General features: G+C 65.4%; 21 protein-coding genes and 1 rRNA gene. 14 read left to right on the forward strand and 8 right to left on the reverse strand.

Going from position 1 to position 24,741, the window contains the following annotated elements:
• Nucleotides 1-181: 181 nt before the first annotated feature.
• Nucleotides 182-298, forward strand: a 5S ribosomal RNA gene (rrf, locus tag CH266_RS17930).
• Between the two features lie 519 nt (nt 299-817).
• On the opposite strand, the gene CH266_RS17935 is transcribed toward rrf, so the two are convergent.
• Nucleotides 818-2,407 carry an adenylate/guanylate cyclase domain-containing protein gene (locus CH266_RS17935; RefSeq protein ID WP_094716027.1) on the reverse strand — a complete coding sequence of 530 codons (1,590 nt, stop codon included), beginning with the start codon at nt 2,405-2,407 and terminating at the stop codon, nt 818-820.
• Nucleotides 2,408-2,449: 42 nt separating this feature from the next.
• Here CH266_RS17935 and nucS point away from each other — a divergent pair, with 42 nt between their 5' ends.
• Entirely contained in the window at nt 2,450-3,121 is a 672-nt protein-coding gene (gene nucS, locus CH266_RS17940) for an endonuclease NucS (protein ID WP_027497682.1), read from the forward strand.
• 41 nt (nt 3,122-3,162) lie between these two features.
• Entirely contained in the window at nt 3,163-3,480 is a 318-nt protein-coding gene (locus CH266_RS25930; RefSeq protein WP_080729199.1) for an ATP/GTP-binding protein, read from the forward strand.
• A 28-nt stretch (nt 3,481-3,508) separates the two neighbouring features.
• Here the strand turns inward: CH266_RS25930 and CH266_RS17950 are convergent, their stop codons facing one another.
• Both CH266_RS17950 and mce read right to left on the reverse strand, forming a co-directional pair.
• Nucleotides 3,509-4,471 carry a hypothetical protein gene (locus tag CH266_RS17950; RefSeq protein ID WP_094715865.1) on the reverse strand — a complete coding sequence of 321 codons (963 nt, stop codon included), beginning with the start codon at nt 4,469-4,471 and terminating at the stop codon, nt 3,509-3,511.
• A 59-nt stretch (nt 4,472-4,530) separates the two neighbouring features.
• Complete coding sequence (gene mce, locus CH266_RS17955; RefSeq protein ID WP_094715866.1) at nt 4,531-5,007, reverse strand: methylmalonyl-CoA epimerase; 477 nt, start codon at nt 5,005-5,007, stop codon at nt 4,531-4,533.
• A gap of 112 nt (nt 5,008-5,119) precedes the next feature.
• On the opposite strand from mce, the gene CH266_RS17960 reads away from it, so the two are divergent.
• The 3 genes from CH266_RS17960 (at nt 5,120) to CH266_RS17970 (ending at nt 7,742) form a co-directional block, all read left to right on the forward strand.
• Nucleotides 5,120-6,310 (forward strand): acetyl-CoA C-acetyltransferase, encoded by a 1,191-nt coding sequence (locus CH266_RS17960; protein WP_027497679.1) that lies wholly within the window; start codon nt 5,120-5,122, stop codon nt 6,308-6,310.
• A gap of 74 nt (nt 6,311-6,384) precedes the next feature.
• Entirely contained in the window at nt 6,385-6,747 is a 363-nt protein-coding gene (locus tag CH266_RS17965) for a DUF3817 domain-containing protein (RefSeq protein WP_094644379.1), read from the forward strand.
• Nucleotides 6,748-6,794: 47 nt separating this feature from the next.
• Nucleotides 6,795-7,742 (forward strand): tetratricopeptide repeat protein, encoded by a 948-nt coding sequence (locus CH266_RS17970; RefSeq protein WP_230074654.1) that lies wholly within the window; start codon nt 6,795-6,797, stop codon nt 7,740-7,742.
• A gap of 5 nt (nt 7,743-7,747) precedes the next feature.
• On the opposite strand, the gene CH266_RS17975 is transcribed toward CH266_RS17970, so the two are convergent.
• From CH266_RS17975 to CH266_RS17985, 3 genes are read right to left on the reverse strand one after another with little or no spacing between them, the layout of a single operon-like run.
• Entirely contained in the window at nt 7,748-9,196 is a 1,449-nt protein-coding gene (locus CH266_RS17975; RefSeq protein WP_032368394.1) for a metallopeptidase, read from the reverse strand.
• Nucleotides 9,197-11,398: a 1,4-alpha-glucan branching protein GlgB gene (glgB, locus tag CH266_RS17980; RefSeq protein ID WP_094716028.1), complete on the reverse strand. Its 2,202-nt coding sequence runs from the start codon at nt 11,396-11,398 to the stop codon at nt 9,197-9,199.
• 11 nt (nt 11,399-11,409) lie between these two features.
• Complete coding sequence (locus CH266_RS17985; RefSeq protein ID WP_094715867.1) at nt 11,410-13,416, reverse strand: maltotransferase domain-containing protein; 2,007 nt, start codon at nt 13,414-13,416, stop codon at nt 11,410-11,412.
• Between the two features lie 204 nt (nt 13,417-13,620).
• Between CH266_RS17985 and glgP the strand changes: the two genes are divergently transcribed.
• A complete protein-coding gene (glgP, locus tag CH266_RS17990; protein WP_094715868.1) occupies nt 13,621-16,158 on the forward strand; it encodes an alpha-glucan family phosphorylase in 2,538 nt (845 codons plus the stop codon).
• Between the two features lie 6 nt (nt 16,159-16,164).
• Here glgP and CH266_RS17995 read toward each other — a convergent pair whose 3' ends face one another.
• Together CH266_RS17995 and CH266_RS18000 are read right to left on the reverse strand one after the other, a co-directional pair.
• Nucleotides 16,165-18,213 (reverse strand): ATP-dependent DNA helicase, encoded by a 2,049-nt coding sequence (locus CH266_RS17995; RefSeq protein ID WP_032370157.1) that lies wholly within the window; start codon nt 18,211-18,213, stop codon nt 16,165-16,167.
• A gap of 50 nt (nt 18,214-18,263) precedes the next feature.
• Entirely contained in the window at nt 18,264-19,520 is a 1,257-nt protein-coding gene (locus CH266_RS18000; RefSeq protein WP_255175973.1) for a nicotinate phosphoribosyltransferase, read from the reverse strand.
• 150 nt (nt 19,521-19,670) lie between these two features.
• Between CH266_RS18000 and clpS the strand changes: the two genes are divergently transcribed.
• From clpS to rdgB, 7 genes are all read left to right on the forward strand, one after another.
• Nucleotides 19,671-20,030 (forward strand): ATP-dependent Clp protease adapter ClpS, encoded by a 360-nt coding sequence (clpS, locus tag CH266_RS18005; RefSeq protein WP_228139244.1) that lies wholly within the window; start codon nt 19,671-19,673, stop codon nt 20,028-20,030.
• Nucleotides 20,031-20,074: 44 nt separating this feature from the next.
• Nucleotides 20,075-20,644 carry an oxidative stress transcriptional regulator AosR gene (gene aosR, locus CH266_RS18010; RefSeq protein WP_027497669.1) on the forward strand — a complete coding sequence of 190 codons (570 nt, stop codon included), beginning with the start codon at nt 20,075-20,077 and terminating at the stop codon, nt 20,642-20,644.
• Between the two features lie 9 nt (nt 20,645-20,653).
• On the forward strand, nt 20,654-21,739 hold the full coding sequence (locus CH266_RS18015; protein WP_032399489.1) for a P1 family peptidase: 1,086 nt from the start codon (nt 20,654-20,656) through the stop codon (nt 21,737-21,739).
• 100 nt (nt 21,740-21,839) lie between these two features.
• The gene (locus tag CH266_RS18020; RefSeq protein ID WP_371128990.1) at nt 21,840-22,421 is read left to right on the forward strand and encodes a rhomboid family intramembrane serine protease; all 582 of its coding nucleotides are present in this window, start codon (nt 21,840-21,842) and stop codon (nt 22,419-22,421) included.
• A 112-nt stretch (nt 22,422-22,533) separates the two neighbouring features.
• On the forward strand, nt 22,534-23,292 hold the full coding sequence (locus tag CH266_RS18025) for a cyclic nucleotide-degrading phosphodiesterase (protein WP_027497666.1): 759 nt from the start codon (nt 22,534-22,536) through the stop codon (nt 23,290-23,292).
• A gap of 21 nt (nt 23,293-23,313) precedes the next feature.
• Nucleotides 23,314-24,099 carry a ribonuclease PH gene (gene rph / locus CH266_RS18030; RefSeq protein WP_027497665.1) on the forward strand — a complete coding sequence of 262 codons (786 nt, stop codon included), beginning with the start codon at nt 23,314-23,316 and terminating at the stop codon, nt 24,097-24,099.
• On the forward strand, nt 24,092-24,706 hold the full coding sequence (gene rdgB / locus CH266_RS18035; protein ID WP_032368388.1) for an RdgB/HAM1 family non-canonical purine NTP pyrophosphatase: 615 nt from the start codon (nt 24,092-24,094) through the stop codon (nt 24,704-24,706). The genes rph and rdgB overlap by 8 nt, the downstream gene beginning before the upstream one ends.
• Nucleotides 24,707-24,741: the final 35 nt, after the last annotated feature.

Raw genomic sequence — 24,741 nt, forward strand, 5'->3', positions numbered from 1 at the left:
CAGCAATGTATGCAGGTGACTGGTACTAATAGGCCGAGGACTTACCACAAAGAAGCTACGCGTCCACTGTGCAATATCTGAAACAACACACGAGTTGTTCGATAACACAACCGAATACACGAATCCGCCACCCCACACGTGTGTGGGTGACAGGTTCGCTCGTGACACTGTTTCGCAGAGTTACGGCGGCCATAGCGGAGGGGAAACGCCCGGTCCCATTCCGAACCCGGAAGCTAAGCCCTCCAGCGCCGATGGTACTGCACTCGACAGGGTGTGGGAGAGTAGGACACCGCCGAACACAACTTGAACCAAACAACCCCCGACCATCACGGTCGGGGGTTGTTTGCATTCGAAACCAGCACCCACACAACAATATTCACCGCTCGCGCTGCTGAACGCGCAGGCATCGACACCTGCACCCCCAGCCCCATCATCGCCATACGGACCCCCTTCCCCTCGCCCCAGGGCCGCGAACGCGAGCGCACTCGCCACACGCGAGCAGAACAGCGACACCACACTGCGCGCACCCGACAAACGCGCGCGCATTCGCGGGCCGTCGAACAGAACCCAACCCCAACAAGTCGACTACTGCCATCGAAGCTTGGCGACCAAGCCTCAGTCGGCTCATTCGAAACCTGGATTCTGCAGACGCGCTCGCATTCGCGAGGCGCGCGCAGAATCGTCAGCCATGTCGTGAGCGTTCGACAAACGCGCGCGCATTCGCGAGGGGGACCGGGCACAGGACGGCCGAGTCGTCAGTGATGAAAACGGCAGGGGCACAGTGCACTACACGTACTGCGCCCAGTGATCGGGTGGATCAGGCGTGAACGGATTCCGCCTCGTCTGCGGAAACCTTCACGTCCTTGGGGTTCGCCAGAACTGTCTCTGCGGATCGTCCGCGAAGGGTTACTCGATCACCGAATTCCCAGCGGTCCGCTTCGTTTTCGGCAGCACCGTCTACCGCTGTCTTGGAAGCGAGTATCGCACCGGGAGCGCTCTTGGCCAGTTCCGATAGTCGCGCAGCCTCGTTGACCGGATCGCCGATGACGGTGTACTCGAATCTCGACTTTGCTCCTACATTGCCGGCAACGGCTCGGCCGGCTGCAACGCCGACGGCTGCGCTGCACTCGGGAACTTCGACCAGCAATCGGCGGGCAATGGCACGTGCGGCAGAGAGTGCCGATCCGCAGTGATCCGGAATGTCGTTCGGTGCTCCGAAGATGGCGAGCGCCGCGTCGCCCTCGAATTTGTTGATGAAGCCGCCGTGTTCGTCCACCTCGTCGACGACGACCGCGAAGAAGCGGTTGAGTAGATCCACCACCTCGGTGGGCGGTCGTGATGCGGCCAATTCGGTGGAGCCCACCAGATCGATGAAGAACACTGCAATATCGCGCTCCTGGCCCCCGAGTTCACTATCGGACTGCAGGGCCTTCTCGGCTACCTCGTGTCCGACGTGTCGTCCGAACAGGTCGCGGATCTTCTCTCGATCGCGCACACCGTCGGCCATCCGGTTGAAACCGCTCTGCAGTTCGCCGAGCTCGGTGCCGTCGTACACCGCGAGTCGGACATCCATGTTGCCCTTCTCGACTTCGGCCATGCCCGCCCGCACGTTGTTGATGGGGGAGGTGGTCGCGAAACCGCCCAGGACGGTCAGTGCGAATCCGAATACGATGGTGATGCCGCCGAGCGCGAGGATGGACACAGCGAGCTGGTTTGCACTGGTCTCGGGTCGAAGGAAGCGGAACACCGCGATCATCATCAGGCCGGAGACCGGAACGCCGGTTCCCAGCAACCACGACAGGATGGAACGCCCCATGACACCGGCGATCCGGATGCGCCGTGGGTCGCCCGCTTGCAGGGCACGAGCCGCGATGGGCCGCAGAGCGAACTCACTGAGCAGGTAGCTGAAGGCGCACACGACCGTGCCGCCCGCGGCGATGGTGAACGCCACCTTCGGGATTGCCTGCGGGTCGATGATGCCGTCGATCGTCGTGAGCAGAATCAGTCCACCGGTCCACAGCGCAACCTGCATGCGCGTCAGGCGCCAGGGCATGGCCAGCGTCGCGACCTGCTCGGATCGGGTGGGTTCGCGATCCTCGATGCCCCACCGCAGACTGCTCAGCGCACGTGTGGTGCCCCAGACGACACCGACCAGGAATGCGAGAAAGACGTACACCGGGACGACGATGAAGTTCACCCACCAGTAGCGGTCCATCTTCAGAACGTCCGGGCCTGGAACGACGACACTGATGAGGACACCGACGATCACCGCACCGATCAGATTGGACAGGACCAGGAACACCGTCAGCAACAGCTGGATTCGGATCCGGCGTCGGCGTGGCGATTCGGTGGTGTCTCCGAGGAGCCGGGAACCCAGCGGAGCGGCAGATCGTCTGAATTGGGGCATGGTGGTCACAGAGTAACGGCCGTGCTGCCTTATGGTGGTCGAGTGCGTTTAGTTATTGCTCGTTGCCAAGTGGACTACATCGGCCGCCTCACCGCACATCTCCCTTCCGCTCGACGCCTGCTGCTCGTCAAGTCCGACGGATCGGTCAGTGTGCACGCGGACGACAGGGCGTACAAGCCCCTCAACTGGATGTCTCCACCCTGTTGGATGGTCGAGACCACCGAGGACGAGACCATCAAATGGGTCGTCACCAACAAGGCGGGCGAAGAACTCCGCATCACGATCGACGACGTCGAACTCGATTCCAGTCATGAATTGGGTATCGATCCAGGGTTGGTCAAAGACGGTGTCGAGGCTCATCTGCAGGAGTTGCTCGCAGAACACGTCAACACCCTCGGTGAGGGGTACACCCTGGTGCGGCGTGAATACATGACGGCAATCGGACCGGTGGATCTGTTGTGCCGCAACGCAGATGGTGGCACTGTCGCCGTCGAGATCAAGCGTCGCGGTGAAATCGACGGTGTGGAGCAGTTGACTCGGTACCTCGAACTGCTCAATCGTGACCCGTTGCTGGCACCGGTCAGCGGTGTGTTCGCCGCCCAGGTCATCAAGCCGCAGGCGAAGACTCTGGCCACCGATCGCGGTATTCGTTGTCTGACACTCGACTACGACGTTCTCCGCGGCACCGACAGCACCGAGTTCCGGCTCTTCTGACGTCTGTCTGCCGAAGCGGCGCGATTCTCTACACTGGATGCGTGCCTCGTCGCAATCAGCCCCGCAAAGCGAGTCGGAGTGGTCCGAGCAGTCTCGGCCCGGCTACCGATTCCGTCCTGGGCGGCAATCGCGTCGAGGTGGGTCCTGACGGGGACACGTACACGACGCGGATGATTCCCGGTGCCAAGGCTGTCAAGACCTACCGTTGCCCGGGCTGCGATCACGAGGTGCGGCCAGGGGTCGCCCACATCGTGGCGTGGCCGTCGGACGACTTCGGGGGAGCCGACAACCGCAGACATTGGCACACCGGGTGTTGGAGAGGCAGAAACACGCGAGGCCTCACCCGTAGATGGTCCTAGCGGGGGAGGCCGAGCGTGTGCTGCGAAGTCAGGACGCCGAGTCGGCGGATTCCTTCTCTTCGTCGTTGTCCTTCTCGGCCTTCGCCGCAGCCTTCTCTTCTTCTTTCTTGAGGATGGCCGTCGGGTCGGGGTTGTCCAGCAACTCGCTTTCGCGGTTGACCGAGGCCAGCATGGCCGGTACCGAATCGAGCTGGCCCCGGATACCCAGTAGCTGAGCGAGGACGCGACTTCGCAGCACGCGCAGCTCCTCGGCCAATTCCTTCGAGTGCGCGATGCGCCGCTCGGCCTGATCGCTCGCGGACTGCAACCGACGTGCGGCCTCGGTCGTCGCCTCTTCGATACGGCGAGCAGCATCGGCCTTGCTCGACGCTTCCAGTTCTTCGAGCGCGGTGAGCACCTTGGTGCGGCGCTCGGCCATCGTGATCTCGAAGTCTTCCTGAACCTCGGCGCGCTTGGCCTCGGACTCGGCAGCCAGCTTGTCGCGCTCTGCCTGTGCGGCCTCGACGACGCGCGCAGCCTCGGTGCGTGCCTGAGCCATGGTCTGCTCGTGCTCGGTTTCGAGTGCCGTGCGGCGCTCCTCGAGTTCTGCGACCAACGACTCGTGACGGCTTCGCAGGCGAGTGCTCTCCTGCTGCGCAACCGAGATCATCTCCTCGGACTCCGCATGTGCCTTCGCGCGAACCTCGGAGGCCTCGTCCGACGCCAGTCGCAACATGCGGGAGATGCGATCGCTCATGCCTTCCGCGGTGGTCGGCGGCACCGAGAGACGGTCGATGTCCTTGCGCAGTTCGTCGATCTCGTCGCGAGCGTCGTCGAGTTGCTTGGCCAGATCACGCGCCTGTGCCGCGGCGGCATCACGGTCGGCCGTCGTCAGCCGTAATTCGGCGTCGAATCGCTCGAAGTAGTTGGTGACTTCGTCGCGATCGAACCCCTTCCGAACGATGGAAAAGGGGAGTTGCACCGTGGAAGTGCGTTCATGATCGATGGCCATGGCCGTCAATTTACCGGTGAGTCAAGTGCAGAGCCATACGGCGTAATCACCGAGTTCGGTCAGTGCGCGTTGTGGTTCGGTTCGACCAGTTCGATCAGTACTCCGCCTGCGTCCTTGGGGTGTACGAAGTTGATACGCGAATCGGCCGTACCGCGGCGGGGGGCGTCGTAGAGCAATCGAACGCCGCGGGCGCGCAACTCGGAGGAGATCTCCTCGATGTCGGTGACCCGATACGCCAACTGTTGGAGTCCGGGGCCGTTTCGGTCGATGAACTTCGCGATGGTCGAGGATTCGTCGATGGGCGCGAGCAACTGCAGTGCTGCCGACTTTTCGCCTGCCCCGGGGAACGAGAGCATCGCCTCGCGCACGCCCTGTTCCTCGTTGACTTCCTCGTGCACCGCAACCATCCCCAGGTGGTCGGTGTACCAGGCGATTGCGGCATCGAGATCGGGTACCGCGATGCCGACGTGGTCGATAGCCGTCACCAGGTCGGAGCGGAGTGGGGCGCCCGTGTAAGACTGCGTGCTGGAGGTCATGGACAAGACGTTAGCGTCAGCTGCGTCACGGTGTTCCGCCAGGCTGGTATCGGTAGGGAGCCTGGCGAGCGTTGATCTCCACAAGGCCGTCTTCACACTTTCGGAGGAAATCGTGACCACAACAGTCATCGTCGCCGGTGCTCGTACGCCCGTCGGGCGCTTCTCGGGTGCGCTCAAGGACTTCTCGGGTTCCGACCTCGGCGGAATTGCCATCAAGGGCGCACTCGAGAAGGCCGGCGTCGCTCCGGATCAGGTCGACTACGTCATCATGGGCCAGGTCCTCACTGCGGGTGCCGGGCAGATCCCGGCCCGACAGGCCGCCGTCGCTGCAGGTATCCCGATGACCGTTCCGGCCCTGACCATCAACAAGGTGTGTCTCTCCGGCGTCGACGCCATCGCGCTCGCTGACCAGCTCATTCGCGCGGGGGAGTTCGAGATCGTCGTCGCCGGCGGCCAGGAATCGATGACCCAGGCACCGCACATGCTGGAGAAGTCGCGGGCGGGATTCAAGTACGGCGATGTCACCATGCGCGACCACCTCGCATACGATGGTCTGTACGACATCTTCACCGACCAGGCCATGGGCGCGCTCACCGAGCAGCGCAATCAGAGCTCCGAAGCCATCAGCCGTGAGGAGCAGGACACCTTCGCGGCCGGATCACATCAGAAGGCTGCCGCGGCGTGGAAGAACGGGGTCTTCGACGACGAGGTAGTGCCCGTGTCGATTCCGCAGCGCAAGGGTGAGCCCATCCAGTTCACTGCCGACGAAGGAATCCGGGCCGACACCACGGTCGATTCCCTCGGCAAGCTTCGCCCCGCGTTCGACAAGGCGGGCACGGTCACTGCCGGATCCGCGTCGCAGATTTCCGACGGTGCCGCCGCCGTCGTCGTGATGAGCAAGGACAAGGCCGAGTCGCTCGGTTTGACCTGGCTCGCCGAGATCGGCGCGCACGGTGTGGTGGCCGGCCCCGACTCCACCCTGCAGTCGCAGCCCGCTCGCGCCATCGCCAAGGCCTGCGCGAAGGAAGGCATCGACCCGAAGGACCTCGACGTCGTCGAGATCAACGAGGCGTTTGCGGCGGTCGGAATCGCGTCGACGCGTGAGCTCGGCATCGATCCGGAGATCGTCAACGTCAACGGCGGTGCGATTTCGATCGGTCATCCCCTCGGAATGTCGGGCGCTCGCATCGCACTGCACCTGGCTCTGGAGCTGCAGCGGCGCGGTGGCGGAGTGGGTGCCGCAGCATTGTGCGGCGGCGGCGGACAGGGCGACGCGCTCATCGTTCGAGTCCCGAAAAGCTGAGTCGGTAGTGGCTCTGGTCCGATGAGACCAGAGCCACTACGTTCTGTCGTAGCAAACCGGGCACAATAGCGGGCATGACGAATTTCTTCGACCTGAGCAGCACGGCCAAACGCTTCCGTTTCATTGCCGTGCTCGAAGCGTTCACCTGGCTCGGACTACTGGTCGGCATGGCGTTCAAGTACCTGCCGGCCGACGGCAACGAAATCGGCGTGAAGATCTTCGGGCCCATCCACGGTGCGGTGTTCATCGTGTACCTTGCCGTTGCTGTCCTGACGGCGGTGAAACTGAAGTGGGACGTCAAGGCCACGCTGCTGGCGCTGGTCGCAGCATTCCCGCCCTTCGGAACCGTGGTCTTCGAGATCTGGGCCGTGCGTACCGGACGCCTTGCCGAGCTGAGCAGTGGCCGACCCGCAGCCGACGCGAAGGTTCCGTCCTGACCGCCCGCCAGTGGATGACGCATCGCGTTAGTGACAAACTGTAGGACGTGACTCGACCCGGTTCCCGTCCTCCTGTCCGCCCGTCGGCCGCCGTCCCCGCATCCATTGCCGGAGCCGTCGACCTGTCCGTTCTCAAGGACCGTCCGGCACCTGCTCCCGCTGCCGAAGCCAGCGGCGATGCGGGAGGGTTGGCTCCGATCGTCGACGTGACCACGGCCAATTTCGAAGCCGAGGTTCTGCAGCGATCGATGCAGGTACCGGTCATCGTCGACCTGGGATCGGCACGATCGCCGCAGTCCCAGGCGTTGACGCGTCAGCTCGGGCAACTTGCCGTCGAGGCCGGCGGCACGTGGATACATGCCCGCGTCGATGTCGACTCCAATCCGCAGATCGCGCAGGCATTCGGCGTACAGGCCATTCCCACGGTGGTTGCCGTCGCGGGTGGGCAACCGCTCGCCGATTTCCAGGGCACGCAATCCGACGAGCAGTTGCGTCAGTGGCTGCAGGCCGTCGAGCAGGCAACCGCCGGAAAGCTGTCCGGTCCACCCGGGTCGGCTCCCGCCGCCGAGCCGGAACCCGAGGTCGAGGATCCGCGCATCGTCGCTGCGGAAGAGGCGATCGACGAGGGTGACTTCGACAAGGCAGCGGCGGCGTATCAGGCAATCATCGACGCCGAGCCGAAGAACACCGACGCGGTCGCCGCGCTGCGTCAGGTCAAGTTCTTGGCTCGGGTGCAGAACGTTGCACCCGATGCCGTCGAGGTGGCCGACGCCGATCCCGCCAACGTGCAGGCCCGGATCGATGCGGCCGACGCGGAAATGGCCGGGCAGCAGCCGGAACAGGCTTTCGCACGGCTCATCGACGGAATCAAGATCAGTGCGGGCGACGACCGCACGGCCCTGCGTACCCGCCTACTGGAGCTGTTCGAGTTGTTCGACGCCGCCGATCCTCTGGTGGTCTCGGCACGTCGTAAACTCGCGTCCGCTCTGTACTGAATCCCTCAGCTGTAGCGCGAATCGCACAGGGGCTTGCCGCCGAGAACTCCCGAGCGGAACGCGTCGACTCGGGAGAATCCGGACGGCAGCGTCGTTCCGTTGACGTCGCTGGCGGCCAATCCGTCGCTGAGCAGGCCTGAGACGGCCTCGTCGAGATCGCCGGGAGAGAGCCGGATTTCGAGAGCGGCCTCGTTGGATTCGGCGCTCAACGCTGCGGTGATGACTCCGGACAGGCATGCGGATCGAAGTGCGGTCTGCGGGTCGTCGAGCGTCTGGCCCGCTTCCTTCTGTACTGCGAGGGTGTAGCGAGACGCGAACAGTACGTACGCGCTGTAGTCACCGGATACGTTGAGCGGCAGGATGTCTCCGCGCTGTGGTGTCTCCGGTTGTCCGCGCTGGGCCAGTTCTTCCACATCGACACCGATGATGTTGCTCGACGGGCAGTACGACACCGGAGTGGTGGCCTCGGCGTCCGTGCACCCGGTGTCCGATCCCGAGTAGTCGACGGTCGGCGGATCGGCGACGGGAAGCGCCGTCTCGAACGATCGCGTGAATGCGCCCAGGGAGTCCTCGGTGACCGGTAGCTCGCCGGAGTCGTCGGCGCTGTCGAACTTCTGCGGCAACGACGCTCGGCGTGAATCGATTTCGGCCTCGTCGATGCGCGTGCAGGCAGCTGCACCGTCGGTGAACCCGATCTGCACGGCAGTCACTCGTTCGAATGCGGACCCGTGTACCGATTCGGGATCGTTGGGGTCCACGTCGCGCACCGCGACGGTCGCAGCAAGAACACCGTTGAGCCCATCCGAGGTGTTGATGGTGAAGTGCGGCGAATCGCCTTCTGCGACATGGCGGATGAATGCGCCGGCGAAACAGTCGGCTTGCTGCTCGGCCACGATGGTCGGGGTGTCGTCGCCGACGAGTCCCGACTGATGCTGGATCGCGTGGCCGTATTCGTGCGCGATCACCATGACCACCGACATCGGCCCGAACGCGTCGACCAACGCCGGAAGCAGAATGGTGCGGTCCCACCCGATCGAGTCGTCGCGGGTGCAGTACGCGGCATTGGGGACGCCACCGGTTCTGTCTCCACAGAACCGGATGCCGGATCCCTCGTCCTCCGACGCATCCCACGAGGTCAATGTCGAGACCGGCGTGAACGAGCCCTTGAACAGGGCCGGATACTGCTCGGCCCAGAACTGCTGGATGTCGTCGATCGCGTTGGTTGCCAGGATGTCCGAGTCGGTGCCTTCGGCGTTCTCGACGGCGATGGTCGAATCCGGTACTCCCGGACGCGGTCCGCTCGGTCCGCTGGTGACCGGAAGGCCGGCGACCGTGAACGGATTCTCGTAGATCGACACTGCATTACCGCCGACGGTGGCGGCGCACGATGTCAACAGTAGTAACCCTGCAGTGGCGGCCGCAGCCAGAAGTCGTGGTCTGCGGCCGCCGGTCATCTACTGCTCCAATTTGATCCAGATCGCCCCGTTGGCGGGAAGTGCAACCTGGCCTGATGCCGGTCGACCGTGCCACGAGTGCGATGTTGCCGTCACTTCACCCAGGTTGCCCATTCCGGAGCCGCCGTACTCCGTTGCATCGGTGTTGAGGATCTCGATCCAACGGCCTGGTTCCGGTAGTCCCACACGATAGCTGCCGTGCTCGGAACCGGAGAAGTTGAAAATACACGCGACGACCGAACCGTCGGAGCCGTACCTCAGAAAGCTGAGCACGTTGTTCTCGGTGTCGTTGGCGTCGATCCACGAGTAGCCACTGGGCGAGGTGTCCAGCGTCCACAGTGCCGGATGCGACCGGTACGTCGAGTTCAGATCTGCGACAAGCGATTTCACACCTCGGTGCAACGGCTCCTCGTCGATCTGGTACCAGTCCAGGCCTCGCTCCTCGGACCATTCGCGAGTCTGACCGAACTCCTGGCCCATGAACAGCAACTGCTTGCCCGGATGTGCCCACATGTAGGCGAGCATTCCGCGCAGCCCTGCGGCCTTGGCGTAGTCGTCCCCGGGCATGCGGGTCCACAGCGTGCCCTTGCCGTGCACCACCTCGTCGTGGCTGATGGGCAGCAGGTAGTTCTCGCTCCACGCGTAGACGAGCGAGAACGTGATCTCGTGGTGGTGGTAGCTGCGGTGGATGGGATCGCGCCCGACGAAGCCGAGGGTGTCGTGCATCCACCCCATGTTCCACTTCATGTTGAACCCGAGCCCGCCGACGTTCGTCGGGCGAGTGACGCCCGGCCAGGCGGTCGACTCCTCGGCAACGGTGACGACTCCGCGGTGCTTCTTGTGCACCGTGGCGTTCATCTCCTGCAGGAAGGACACCGCTTCGAGGTTTTCTCGGCCACCGTAGATGTTGGGCGACCAACCACCCTCGGGACGCGAGTAGTCCAGGTACAGCATCGAGGCGACGGCGTCGACGCGCAGTCCGTCGATGTGGAATTCGTCGATCCAGTAGAGCGCGTTCGCGACCAGGAAGTTGCGGACCTCGCGTCGGCCGAAGTCGAAAACCAGTGTGCCCCAGTCGAGTTGCTCGCCTCGCTGCGGGTCTCCGTGCTCGTAGAGCGGCCCACCGTCGAAGCGGGCGAGGGCCCATTCGTCCTTGGGGAAGTGGGCGGGGACCCAGTCGACGATGACGCCGATGCCGGCGCTGTGCAGGTGGTCGACGAAGAACCGGAAGTCGTCCGGACTGCCGAACCTGGACGTCGGTGCGTAGTAGGACGTCACCTGGTAACCCCAGGATCCGCCGAAGGGGTGCTCGGCGACCGGGAGCAACTCCACGTGAGTGAAGCCGGTCTCGATGATGTACTCGGCCAGTTGCTCGGCCAGCTCCCGGTAACCCAGGCCCGGTCGCCACGACGCCAGATGGATCTCGTAGACGCTCATCGGAGCCTGCGTGGGTTCGATGCCGGCTCGGGTGTCGAGCCACTTCTCGTCGTTCCAGGTGTACGTCGACGCGGTCACGACCGACGCGGTGGACGGCGGAACCTCGGTGGCGAAGGCCATCGGGTCGGCCTTGTCCTTCACCGAACCGTCGGAGCCGTGGACGCGGAACTTGTACAGGGCACCGGGTTCGATGTTCGGGACGAACAGCTCCCAGACTCCGGTGGAGCCGAGGACGCGCATCGGCCAACTACGGCCGGTCCACCCGTCGAAGTCGCCCACCAGCGTGACGCCCTGGGCGGCAGGGGCCCACACCGCGAACGAGGTGCCGGTGACGGGACCGTCGGGAGTGGCGTACGACTGCTGGTGCGCTCCGAGGATGTCCCACAGACGCTCGTGGCGACCTTCGCCGAACAGGTGCAGGTCGAGTTCACCGAGGGTCGGTAGGAACCGATACCCGTCGGCGGATTCGGACACGTGCCCACCTGGCCAGGTGACCACGAGTCGGTAGTCGATCAGGTCCTCGACCGGGACCAGCGCAGAGAAGAGGCCGTGGGCGACGTGGGTCAATTCGTGGTCGACGCCCCCGACGCGCGCGACCACCTTCTCGGCGTCGGGCTTCAGCGCGCGAATCGCTGTTCCGCCTGGCACCGGGTGCGCGCCGAGCACGGAGTGCGGGTTGTAGTGCCGACCAGCGGCGAGAAGATCGAGATCGTTGTCGGACGGGGCTGCGACGGTGTCTTCGGGCGTCGTCGGATTCTTGGTCACGTGGAATCCACTCACTTTCGGTTGCCGCGGTAGGCCAGTTCGATTCGTGCCGGATAGGGAATGTGGGGGAGCGTGAATATGTGCGCCACCGAGGTCCAGGGCTCGAGTCGGACGAAGTTGGTGTGGCCCCAGTCGTAATGGACGCCGCTCACCTCGTCCTTGATCGTCAGGGTGTCCTGCCAGTCGTGACCGAGTGCGGGCATGTCCAGGTGGACGGTGCCCTCTTCGGCTCCGAACGGGTTGAGGTTGATGACCACCAACACCGAGTCGCCGGTCTGCGGATCGAACTTGGAGTATCCGATCAGCGCTTCGTTGTCGATCGTGTGGAAATGGATGTTGCGCAGTTGCTGCAGTGCCGGATGGGCGCGGCGAATGGAATTGAGGGTGGTGATCCACGGCTCCAGCGATTCACCGCGGGCGAGCGCACCCTCGAAGTCGCGTGGTCGCAACTGGTACTTCTCGGAGTCCAGATACTCTTCGCTGCCCTCGCGTACGGCCTGATGTTCGTACAGCTCGTACCCGGAGTACACGCCCCACGTCGGAGCCAGGGTCGCGGCCAGAGCTGCTCGCAGAGCGAACATTCCGGGTCCACCGTGTTGCAGGCTCTCGTGCAGGATGTCCGGGGTGTTGACGAACAGGTTCGGACGCGCGTCGTCGGCGCGTCGGGCATGCTCCTCGGCGAACTCGGTCAGCTCCCACTTCGCGGTACGCCACGTGAAGTACGTGTACGACTGCGTGAACCCACGCTGCGCGAGACCGTACATGCGCACCGGCCGGGTGAACGCCTCGGCCAGGAACAGCACGTCCGGATCGGTCTTCTTGACCTCGGCGATGAGCCATTCCCAGAAGTCCGGTGGCTTGGTGTGTGGATTGTCGACTCGGAAGATCTTGACGCCCAACGAGATCCAGTATCGGACCACGCGTAGCACTTCCTCGTAGATGCCACGACGGTCGTTGTCGAAATTGATCGGGTAGATGTCCTGGTACTTTTTCGGCGGATTCTCGGCGTACGCGATGGTGCCGTCCGGCAACACCGTGAACCACTCCGAATGTGTTGCGGCCCATGGATGATCCGGAGCGGCCTGCAGGGCAAGATCGAGCGCCACTTCGAGGCCGTGCTCTTGCGAGGCGTCGACGAACGCACGGAAGTCGTCCTCGGTTCCCAGCTCGGGATGGATCGCGTCGTGCCCGCCGTCCTTGGATCCGATTGCCCACGGCGAACCGACGTCCTCGGGGCCCGGAGTCAACGTATTGTTCGGGCCCTTGCGGTTGATCGTGCCGATCGGGTGGATCGGAGGCAGGTAGACGATGTCGAAGCCCATGCGCGCGATGCGCGGCAACTGCTCGATGGATGTCGCGAACGTGCCGTGCCGCGGTGATCCGTCCTCGTTCCACCCGCCCGTGGAGCGCGGGAAGAACTCGTACCAGGCACCGTTGAGGGCCAGGTTTCGGTCGACCCACACGTTCACTGCCCGCGATCTGGTCACCAGCTCGCGCAGCGGGTGCTGGAACAGCAGTTCGGTGACCGACGATGCGAACGCCGAAGACACGCGCGCCGGCAGCGGGCGGTCGGTGTCGCGCAGGCCGGCGGCGACGTCGGCGAGCAGCTGCCTGCTCTCCGCAGGAACGCCGGTGGCAGCGCGGAGGAACAGACGCGCCCCGATCTCGAGGTCGTTGGCGAGTTCGTGGGCGCTCTGGCCCACTCCGAGCTTCGCTTCGACGGCGTGACGCCAGGTGCTGATCGGGTCGCTCCACGCCTCGATACGGCAGATCCAGTAGCCGGGCCGGGATGGGACGAACACCGCGTCGAACGTGTCCGGCTCGTGGCCGGGCGTCATCGGGATGCGTTCGAGCTTGCCTCCCGGTCCACGCACCGACAGCGTCGCGGCCACTGCGTCGTGACCCTCGCGCCAGACGTCGGCGGAAACTGGAAACGTCTCGCCCACCACCGCTTTCGCGGGGTATTTCCCGGTCGTCGTATCTGGAAGGACATTGTCGATACCAAGTCGACCTGTCACTTCACACTCCATTCTTCGTTAGAGGTATGGCTGCGCGGGCGCAACCTCTGATCGAACCGATATTTGGTGTGCTTCTACTCGTCAACCGTAGTGCAGCAGCGCAGATGGCGCGTGCGCCGACGCATACTGCCCGCGACGGGCGCACGAGGAAATTTTCGCCGAGCGCCCCATCGACACAGGTATCCGTGGGTAGGGTTCGGCTCTGTGAAAGCCTTGCGTCGATTCACCGTCCGAGCCCACCTTCCCGCCCGTCTGAATGCCCTCGCCGAGCTGTCGACAAACCTCAGGTGGTCGTGGCATTCGGCCACGCAGGATCTTTTCGAGCACATCGATCCGCTGCTGTGGACCGAACTCGAACGCGATCCGGTGGCTGTGCTCGGTGCCGTCGCACCCGGACGGCTCGAAGAACTCGCCGAAGACGCATCGTTCCTGGCCGAACTGGACGCCGCCGAGGCGGATCTACACGACTACCTCGCCCGACCGCTCTGGTACCAGAACGAACTCGCCGAGGGGCGAGCTCTGCCGTCGGGCATCGGTTATTTCTCGATGGAGTTCGGGGTCACCGAGGTACTGCCGAACTACTCGGGTGGGCTCGGCATTCTGGCCGGTGACCACCTCAAGGCGGCGTCGGATCTCGGTCTACCGCTGATCGGCGTCGGACTGCTCTACCGCTCGGGGTACTTCCGGCAATCGCTGACGGCCGACGGCTGGCAGGCCGAGCGTTACCCGTCCCTGGACCCGCACGGTCTGCCGCTACGACTGCTCACCGACGACAACGACTCACCGGTGTTGATACACGTGTCGATGCCGGGGTCGCGCGTGCTGCGGGCCCGCGTGTGGATCGCTCAGGTGGGACGCGTTCCGCTGCTGCTGCTCGATTCCGACATCGCCGACAACGATCCCGAGCTCAGAGGAGTCACCGACCGCCTGTACGGAGGCGATCAGGACCACCGCATCAAGCAGGAGATCCTCGCCGGTATCGGCGGAGTACGCGCGATCAGGGCCTACACGCGCGCGCACGGTCTGCCCGATCCCGAGGTGTTCCACATGAACGAGGGCCACGCCGGCTTCCTCGGGGTCGAACGCATCCGTGAACTCGTCACCGGTAGCGGGTTGGACTTCGATTCGGCGTTGGCCGCCGTCCGGGCGGGCACGGTGTTCACCACCCACACCCCGGTGCCTGCCGGCATCGACAGGTTCCCCGCCGATCTGGTGCGGCACTACTTCGGCGGTAGCGACGGTGCACCGGACTCGGCCCTGTTGCCGGGATTGCCGATGAGCCGAATTCTGGCGCTGGGCGGCGAGAGTGATCCGTCGGTGTTCAACATGGCGCACATGGGCCTTCGCTTGGGGCAGCGCGCCAACGGAGTGTCGAAGCTGCACGGAATCGTCAGCCGCGAGATGTTCAACGGCCTGTGGCAAGGATTCGACGCGTCGGAGGTGCCGATCGGATCGGTGACCAACGGTGTCCATGCGCCGACGTGGGCGGCGCGGGAATGGGCCGAGGGGGAGGCCGAGACAGGTGGGCCGTTGTCCTCGGAGCAGGTGTGGTCCACGCGAAACGCGTTGCGTGCGCAGTTGGTGGACGAAGTGCGCCGAAGGGTGCGCCGTTCGGCTCTCGAGCGAGGGTCGACCGAGGCCGAAATCAGTTGGACTGCAAATGTATTCGATCCCGACGTGTTGACCGTCGGCTTTGCTCGACGAGTACCGACGTACAAGCGTCTGACGCTCATGCTGCGCGAACCCGAGCGATTGCGGGCGATGTTGCTCGATCCCGTCCGCCCGGTTCAGCTGGTGGTAGCCGGAAAATCGCATCCGGCCGACGACGGTGGGAAGGCGCTCATTCAGCAGATCGTCAAGTTCGCCGACGAGGCCGATGTACGACACCGCATCGTGTTCCTGCCCGACTACGACATGTCGATGGCGCGCTTTCTGTACTGGGGTTGCGATGTGTGGCTGAACAATCCGCTGCGGCCCCTCGAGGCCTGCGGTACGTCCGGAATGAAGTCGGCGCTCAACGGCGGCCTCAACCTGTCGATTCGCGACGGATGGTGGGACGAGATGTACGACGGCGAAAACGGGTGGGCGATCCCGACGGCCGACGGCATCACCGACGACAATCGTCGCGACGATCTCGAAGCCGCTGCCCTCTACGAGTTGCTCGAGCAGGCGGTGCTGCCCAAATTCTACGATCGCGGGGAGGACGGTGTGCCGGCTCGCTGGATCGAGATGGTGCGGCACACACTGGAACAGCTGGGACCGAAAGTGTTGGCATCGCGCATGGTTCAGGACTACACACTCGGCTACTACGCGCCCGCTGCGCACTCCGCACGCGCTGTGTCGGCCGATGGCTACCACGGCGCGAAGGATGTCGCGTCGTATCGCGGCCGCGTCGAGCAGGCGTGGCGCAACGTGAAAGTCACCCGAGTCGACAGCGAGGGGTTGCCGGACACCCCCGTCATCGGTGCCGAACTGTCGCTGCGCGCCATCGTCGACCTCGGCGGTATGGAACCGGGCGCCGTTGTGGTGCAGGCCGTGGTGGGACGGGTCGACGAGGGCGAGGACCTCAGCGACATTCGCACCACCGAGATGTCGCACGTGGGCAGTGAGGGTGGCGAGCACGTGTACGCGGGCGAGACGCGGCTACCGCACAGTGGAGCGGTGGGCTACACGGTGCGGGTGTTGCCGCGGCACCACGGGCTTGCCTCCGATTCCGAGCTCGGTCTGGTGTCGACGCCGTAGGGGCAGCTACTTTCCGGCCAGGCGGGTGAGGGCCTTGCGGACCACCTCCGGGTCGGAGGTCTCCCAGAACGGCGGCAAGGACGCGCGCAGATAGCCGCCGTACCGGGCGGTCGCCAGGCGCGAATCGAGCACGGCGACAACACCTTTGTCGTCGACGCTACGGAGCAGTCGACCGACGCCCTGCGCCAGTAACAGGGCAGCGTGGTTGGCGGCCACCGCGAGAAAGCCGTTGCCGCCACGTGATTCGACGGCCTGCTGCCGAGCCACCAGTAGCGGGTCGTCGGGCCGGGGGAACGGAATTCGATCCAGGATCACCAGGCTCAGCGACGGACCGGGCACATCGACGCCCTGCCACAGCGACAGCGTCCCGAACAGTGAGGTGGCCTCGTCGTCGGCGAACTTCTGCACCAGTGCGCCGGTGGAATCGTCACCCTGACACAGGATCGGGGTGTCGAGTCGTTCGCGCATCTCCTCTGCCGCGGCCTTGGCGGCGCGCATCGACGAGAACAGCCCGAGCGTCCGACCACCGGCTGCCTCGACGAGCGATTCGATCTCGTCGAGCGAGGACTTGGACAGGCCGTCGCGTCCGGGCGGAGACAGATGTTTGGCGATGTACATGATGCCGGCGCGAGCGTGGTCGAACGGCGAGCCCACGTCCAACGAATTCCAGCGAATGGATCCGTTGTCCGAGGGTGGTTCCACTCCCGACGCCATGGCGGTGTCACTGCGAGAGGGTTTCTCTGCGGGCAGGCCCCAATTGACGGCCAGGCCGTCGAAGGATCCGCCGACGGTGAGCGTCGCGGAGGTCAGCACCACGGTGGATTCGGCGAACAACCGTGCCCGCAGCAGCCCGCCCACCGAGAGCGGAGCAATGCGAACGGTGCGTTTGACGTTTCCTCGGAAATCGTCGACGGCGTGCCAGACGACGTCCTTGCGCTTGGCCGGGTCGGGCTCGTCGAAGGCAGTGAGCACTCGTACGGCGCTGTCGTGCACCTCGTCGACTGCCACGAGTGCTGCGCTGCGGGCCGCGGCCGCCTCGGGATCACTGCCCGCCATGCCCTGTTTGTTCGGGCCGATCGCGGTGCGCACGGCCCAGGCGGCGTCGCGGACGGACGCCAGGGCCGGTCCGACGCCGTCGGGAAGGGACTGCCATCGACCGGGCGGTAGTTCGTCCAGAATCGCGGCCCAGTTCTCGGCAGCTCCTTCGAGCTGATCGACGGTCTCTTCCTCGATGAGCTTGGCGCTACGGCGTGCGGCCGCGGTGACGGTGGCGGCCGAAAGCTCTTCAGTGGCAACGCCGGTCACTCGGTCGACCAATTCGTGGGCCTCGTCGACGACCACGACGTCGTGCTCGGGCAGGATCTGAATTCCGGTGATCGCGTCGATGGCGAGCAGCGCGTGGTTGGTCACGACCACGTCGACCTGTGCGGCCTCGGTGCGGGCGCGCTCGGCGAAGCAGTCCTCGCCGACGGGGCACCGCGATTTCCCGAGGCACTCGCGAGCGGTGACGCTGACCTGACGCCACGCCTGGTCGCTCACGCCGGGCACCACGTCGTCGCGATCGCCCGTTTCGGTCTCCGAGGACCACTTGGTCAGCCGGACCACCTCGCGGCCCATCCGCGAGACGGCGAACGGGTCGAACAACTCCGCGTCCGGTGCCTCCTGCGCGGCACCGGTGTGAATCTTGTTCATACACAAGTAATTGTTGCGGCCCTTGAGGATCGCGAACTTCGGACGCCGACCCACAGCTTCGGTGAGTGCGTCGGACAGACGTGGAAGGTCGCGGTCGACCAACTGTCGCTGCAGCGCGATCGTGGCCGTCGAGACGATGACTGTCTTTCCCGATTCGACCGCATGCCTGATGCTGGGCACGAGATACGCGAGGGACTTGCCGGTGCCCGTGCCCGCCTGCACCGCGAGATGCTCGCCGGTGTCGATCGAATGCGCCACGGCAGAGGCCATCGTCAGCTGATTGCTGCGTTCCTTGCCACCGAGCGAGTGCACCGCAACCTGCAGGAGAGCGGGAACGGTGGGCAACTCGGTCTTCGACGGCACCGAAGCAGACTACTGCCGATCGCCCACCGGGTTCGGCACCGACACCGCCCCTAGCCCAGGGCGAACCGGGTCGGTATCGCCGGTTCGCCCTGGGACAGGGCGAGCCCCTCCCACGGCAGGCTGACCAGGCGTCGCGCGAGGAGGTCCCGGCCCTCGGCGAGGGTCGGTAGATCGGCGACGCGCCGGCCGCCACGCATCAGCGGCGTGGTCAACGTCTCCACCGTCAGACCGTCCTCGACCGTCGGGGCGGCGTCGAACGGGTGCACTATTTCCTCGACTGCCGTACCGGTCCCACGCGCGGTCCGCAGCGCTGCCTTGGTACCACCGCGCGATTCCTTGTGACTGCTGCGCTTGGCGACGGGAATGCCGTCTACGGTGACCAGCTTGTAGACCATTCCTGCTGTCGGTGCGCCCGAACCGGTGACCAGCGACGTGCCGACGCCGTACGAATCGACGGGTTCGGCACGCAGCGCGGCGATCGCGTACTCGTCGAGGTCTCCGGAGACGACGATCCGCGTGTTCGGCGCACCGAGAGCGTTCAGTTGGGCGCGAACCTGACGGGCGAGGACACCGAGGTCGCCGGAGTCGATTCGGACACCGCCGAGCTCCGGACCGGCCACCTCGATGGCGTTGGCCACGCCCTGCTTGATGTCGTAGGTATCGACCAGCAGTGTCGTTCCCAGCCCGAGCGCTCGGACCTGGGCGGCAAAAGCGGCCTTCTCGTCGGGGCCGTCGGCGGTGGTGTGCAGCAGCGTGAACGAGTGGGCCGACGTGCCTGCTCCGGGGACGCCGTGGCGTCGGACTGCTTCGAGGTTGGACGTCGCGGTGAAGCCGGCCAAGTAGGCCGCGCGCGATGCCGCGACCGCCGCCTCTTCGTGGGTGCGCCGCGATCCCATTTCGATGATCGGCCTGGCCTCGGCGGAGGCGACCATGCGCGCTGCCGCAGAGGCGATTGCGCTGTCGTGATTGAGAATCGACAGCACCACGGTTTCCAGGACCACGCACTCGGCGAACGTGCCGCGGACCGTCAGGACGGGGGAGCCGGGAAAGTACAGCTCGCCCTCGCGGTAGCCGTCGATGTCACCGGTGAAGCGGTAGTTGCGCAGCCACTCGACGGTGTCGGCGTCGAGAAACTTCGACACGACACGCAGCTCGTCCGGGCCGAATCGGAAGCGATCGACGGCGTCGAGAATGCGCTCGGTGCCGGCCACGACGCCGTACCGGCGGCCGCCGGGAAGCCTGCGGGCGAAGACCTCGAAACTGCACGGTCTGTCTGCATAGCCGCTGGCCAGGGCCGCGGACAGCATCGTGTACTCGTACTGGTCGGTCAGCAGTGCAGTGCTGGCTCCGTCGCTGGAAAGCGTGTGATCGGTGGTCGCGTCATTGCTCACCTCGATCACACTACGAGCGCAGGGGCGAACGTGTGGGGTCGGCCCGACACGCCGTACCCTGTTGCCATGCCTTGGTTGACGGTGGATGGATCGCTTCTGCCCGTGGACGGCTTCTCGGCACTCGAAGTCGCGGCGGCGTCGCCGCAGGCGGTGCCGGCCGAAACCGAGGCCGTTGCTGCCGACGAAGCGCACGACACTCCGTGGGTCACCATCGTGTGGGACGACCCGGTCAACTTGATGCACTACGTGACCTACGTGTTCCAGAAGCTCTTCGGCTACAGCAAGGCCAAGGCCACCGAGTTGATGATGCAGGTGCACTCCGAGGGCAAGGCGGTCGTGTCGAGCGGCGAGCGCGATGCGATGGAGAACGACGTCAAAAGGCTGCACGCGGCGGGCCTGTGGGCCACCATGCAACAGGACAAGTAGTCAGCAGTTCGCCACCTCTACGTCAGAGAAGGACATCACCGACAGTGCGCACGTGGACGAGACGAAATTCGTTGTCCGGGGTCAAGATCAAGTCCGAGATCGACGCTCGTGAGGCGGCGGTGCTCAAGTCCCTGGTCGCATCCGTTCTCGGCCTGCTACGCGATCGTTCCGCCGCGGCACCCACCGACGAGCTCGCCGCGCTGACCGGGCTGCGTACCGGCCACAACAGCCCGCCGGACGATGCAGCGCTGGCCCGGTTGCTGCCGGACTTCCACCGCGCCGATCCCGAACACGACGATCAGGATCCGGCCGATCTGAACGGTGCCCTCCGCGGGTTGCACGAGCCCGAGATCATCGACGAGAAGTTGGCTGCCGGGGCAGTGATCCTCGCGACCCTGCCCGATTCCGGCGGAAAGATCGTGCTCACCCAGGAACAGGCCGACGCGTGGTTGACGGGTCTCAACGACGTGAGACTGGCGCTCGGGACCACACTGGGCATCAGTGCGGACACTCCTGACGTACTCGACGAGGGCGATCCTCGTGCTCCCCATCTGGACGTGTACCACTGGTTGACCTGGATGCAGGATTCCCTCGTCCAGGTCCTCGTTCCCTAGGGTGCCGACGTGACCGCAGCCTTCTCGAAACCCGGCCCCCGGGACTGCTTGACCGATGTGGCAGGTCTGTTGGTCGGCCATCATCACGAACTCGACGACGACGCCGCGATGGGGTCCGGTTCGGCCACCGGCTGCACTGTGGTGCGCGTTCTCGGTGGGGCGACGGCGGCCGTCGACGTGCGAGGCGGCGGACCGGGAACGCGCGAGACCGATCTGCTCGATCCGAGCCATTCCGTTCAGCAGGTCGACGCCATCCTGTTGACCGCGGGCAGTGCGTACGGGCTTGCGGCCGCCGACGGCGTCATGCGGTGGCTCGAAGAGCACGAACAAGGCATCCCGATGGGCAGTCCGGCTCACGTCGTGCCGATCGTGCCGGCTGCGGTGATCTTCGACCTTCCGGTCGGCGACTGGGCCGCGCGCCCCACCGCGGAGTTCGGCTACCGTGCTGCGGCCACGGCGGCGACCGAGTTCGCGACGGGATCGGTCGGGGCGGGAGTCGGTGCTCGCGCCGGCGTGCTCAAAGGTGGGGTGGGCACCGCGAGCACGGTGATCGAGGGCGGTCCGGCCGACGGAGTGACGGTCGCAGCTCTGATGGTCGTCAACCCTGTGGGCGCGGTGTTCGATCCGCGCACCGGGTTGTTGTGGGGCACCGGCACACTGGGGCCCGCGGACTTCGGCATGCGCAATCCCGACGTCGACGAGGTGCGGACCGCGGCGGCGCTCGAACCCAAGGCCACTGCTCTGAACACCACGATCGGCGTGGTTGCGACGGATGCGCCGCTGTCGTCGGCGTCGTGCAAGCGAATAGCCGTCGCGGGTCACGACGGACTCGCGCGGGCCATCAGACCTGCGCACTCGCCACTCGACGGCGACACCGTCTTCGCCGTGTCCACGGGCACCAGGGCCGTCACCGCCGAGTCCTCTGTGCCCGCAGCATTCTCCCCGGAACTACCGGTACTGGCCGCGGTCACCGAAGCGGCGGCGATCGTCGTCGAGCGAGCCATCGTCCGGGCCCTGCTCGACGCCACCTCGGTGGCCGGCATCCCCACCTATCGCCAGATCTTCCCCTCCGCATTCACGGCGTCGCGTCTCTGACCGGCAGGTAGCCGCTACCGGTACCGTGGAGAGACCGAGGTTGGAGGCGATCATGAGTGAGACCGGCAAGCTTCCCGGTGAGCGAGAGCGGCCCGCGTGGATGCAGGCAGCCGTCTTCGTCGGAGGATTCGTGGCGCTGCTGTGGATCATCGAGATCATCGACGTCGCGAGCGGATCACGGCTCGAGCAGAACGGTATCGAGCCTCGTTCCGCCGACGGGTTGTGGGGCATCCTGTTCGCGCCCGTACTGCACGACGACTGGCAGCACCTGATCGCGAACACGGTTCCCCTGATCGTGCTCGGATTTTTGGTGTTGCTCTCGGGCATCGCGCGTGGTCTGGCTGCCACCGGGATCGTCTGGGTGATCGGTGGCGTCGGTACCTGGCTCACGGCCGGCACCTACAGCAACACGATCGGCGCGTCGATTCTGATCTTCGGCTTCATCACGTACCTGCTCGTTCGTGGATTCTTCACCCGCCACCTCGGCCAGCTCGCGATCGGGGTCGTGGTGTTCGTGCTGTACGGCAGCGCGCTGTGGGGCGTGCTGCCGAGCGATCCGAACATCTCCTGGCAGGGCCATCTGTTCGGCGCAGTGGGTGGGGTCGTCGCAGCTCGGCTGCTGTCCGCCGACGCCCGGGCCGACAGAGCGCGCGCCAGAGCACTCGATCGTCCCACTCCGTAGGCGGTAGGTAACCGCGAGCACAGCTGTGTTCGGGCGTGAAATTCGCCGACTCGCGCGGTCAATACTGCCCGAACGTTTCGAGTGACGCGCTCGGCGTGGCAGCATGGCTTACATGCGAATTACCGTCCTGGGATGTTCGGGCAGTGTGTCCGGACCCGATTCACCCGCGTCGGGTTACCTCCTGGAAGAAGAGGAGACCGCGCCGGTCGTTCTCGACTTCGGGCCCGGCGTCCTCGGGGCGTTGCAGCGTTATGTCGATCCGGGTGACGTGAGCGTTCTGCTTTCGCATCTGCACGCCGATCACTGCCTCGACGTTCCAGGTCTGCTCGTGTGGCGTCGCTACCATCCGAACCCGCCGGAAGGGCGCGCGATCGTCTACGGACCGAAGGACACTGCGTTTCGGCTCGGAGTGGCGTCGGCCGAGTGCGGCGGTCAGATCGACGACATGTCCGACACCATCGATCTACGCCGCTGGGTGGACGGCCGGACCATCGAATTCGGACAGCTGTCGATTCTGACCCGGCAGGTGTTCCATCCGCCGGAGTCGTACGGCATGCGGGTCACCACCGGCGGCGGAAAAACATTCGCGTACAGCGGCGACACCGGTATGTGCCAGGCGGTGCAGGATCTGGCGCAGGGTGCAGATGTCTTTCTCTGCGAGGCGTCGTGGACCGACAGCCCCGATCGGCCCGAGGGCGTCCACCTGTCCGGTATCGAGGCCGGTCGCATCGCTCGGGAAGCCGGAGTGGGGGAGCTGCTGCTCACCCACATTCCGCCCTGGACGTCTCGCGAGGATGTCATAGCCGAGGCGAAGGCAGAGTTCAGCGGACCGGTGCATGCCGTCGAGCCAGGGGACGCCTTCACCGTATGACGACGCGCTAGGCTTCGAGTCGTGTCCAGACGAGAAGACGGCAGAGCGGACGACGAGCTCCGCACCATCAAGATCACCCGCGGATTCACCACTCACCCGGCAGGGTCGGTGCTGGTCGAATTCGGCAACACCAGGGTGATGTGCACGGCCAGCGTCGAGGAGGGCGTACCGCGCTGGCGGAAGGGATCCGGCCTGGGCTGGCTCACTGCCGAGTACGCAATGCTTCCCGCTGCCACCCACACGCGTAACGGACGCGAGTCCGTCAAGGGCAAGGTCGGCGGCCGCACTCAGGAGATCTCCCGATTGGTCGGACGCTCACTGCGCGCGTGCATCGATCTGGCAGCGATCGGCGAGAACACGATCGCCCTCGACTGCGACGTGTTGCAGGCCGACGGCGGCACCCGTACTGCTGCCGTGACCGGAGCGTTCGTGGCTCTCAGTGACGCTGTCACCTACCTACGAGCAGCCGGACGCCTGGCCGACCCGCAGCCGATCTCGTGCATGATCGCCGCGGTCAGTGTCGGCGTCGTCGACGGCCGGGTGCGTCTCGACCTTCCGTACGAAGAGGATTCGCGAGCCGAGGTCGACATGAACGTCGTTGCGACCGACACCGGAACTCTGGTGGAGATCCAGGGAACCGGCGAGGGCGCGACCTTCCCGCGCACGACCCTCGACAAGCTCCTCGACTCGGCGTTCGTCGGTATCGACAAGCTGTTCGAGGTGCAGAGGGAGGCGCTGGCGTTGCCGTACCCGGGGGATCTGCCCGAGCCTGCCACCGCAGAAACGAAGAAGAAGTTCGGTGCCTGACACCAAGCTGCTGGTAGCCAGTCGTAACGCGAAGAAGCTGCGCGAGCTGCGCCGGGTGCTCGATGCCGCCGGCCTCATGGGTATCGAGTTGGTCGGTCTCGACGAGGTGCCGCCGTTTCCCGAGGCACCCGAAACCGGAGCGACGTTCGAGGACAACGCGGCGGCCAAAGCGCGCGACGGTGCGGCGGCAACCGGGTTGCCTTGCGTCGCCGATGATTCCGGAATCGAAATCGACGCATTGAATGGAATGCCCGGTGTGCTCTCCGCGCGCTGGTCCGGAACTCACGGGCAGGACGAGGCCAACACGGCGCTCGTGCTGGCGCAGCTGAGCGATACCCCCGACGAACGACGCGGGGCGGCTTTCGTGTCGGCGTGTGCGTTGGTGGTCCCGGGCGGAGCCGAGACCGTCGTTCGCGGCGAGTGGCGCGGCGTTGTAGCGCGAGAGCCGTTGGGGGAGAACGGATTCGGATACGATCCGATCTTCGTGCCGGAGGGGGACGGCCGCAGTGCCGCGCAGTTGGCTCCGGACGAAAAGGACGCGGCCTCTCATCGCGGCCGCGCGCTGCGCAAGCTGGTTCCTGCTCTCGAAGCGTTGACAGGGCGATAGTCGTGGCGGCGCGGGCAGTGTTGACGAGAACCACG

Source organism: Rhodococcus sp. 06-1474-1B (assembly GCF_002258885.1).
Classification (GTDB): domain Bacteria; phylum Actinomycetota; class Actinomycetes; order Mycobacteriales; family Mycobacteriaceae; genus Rhodococcoides; species Rhodococcoides fascians.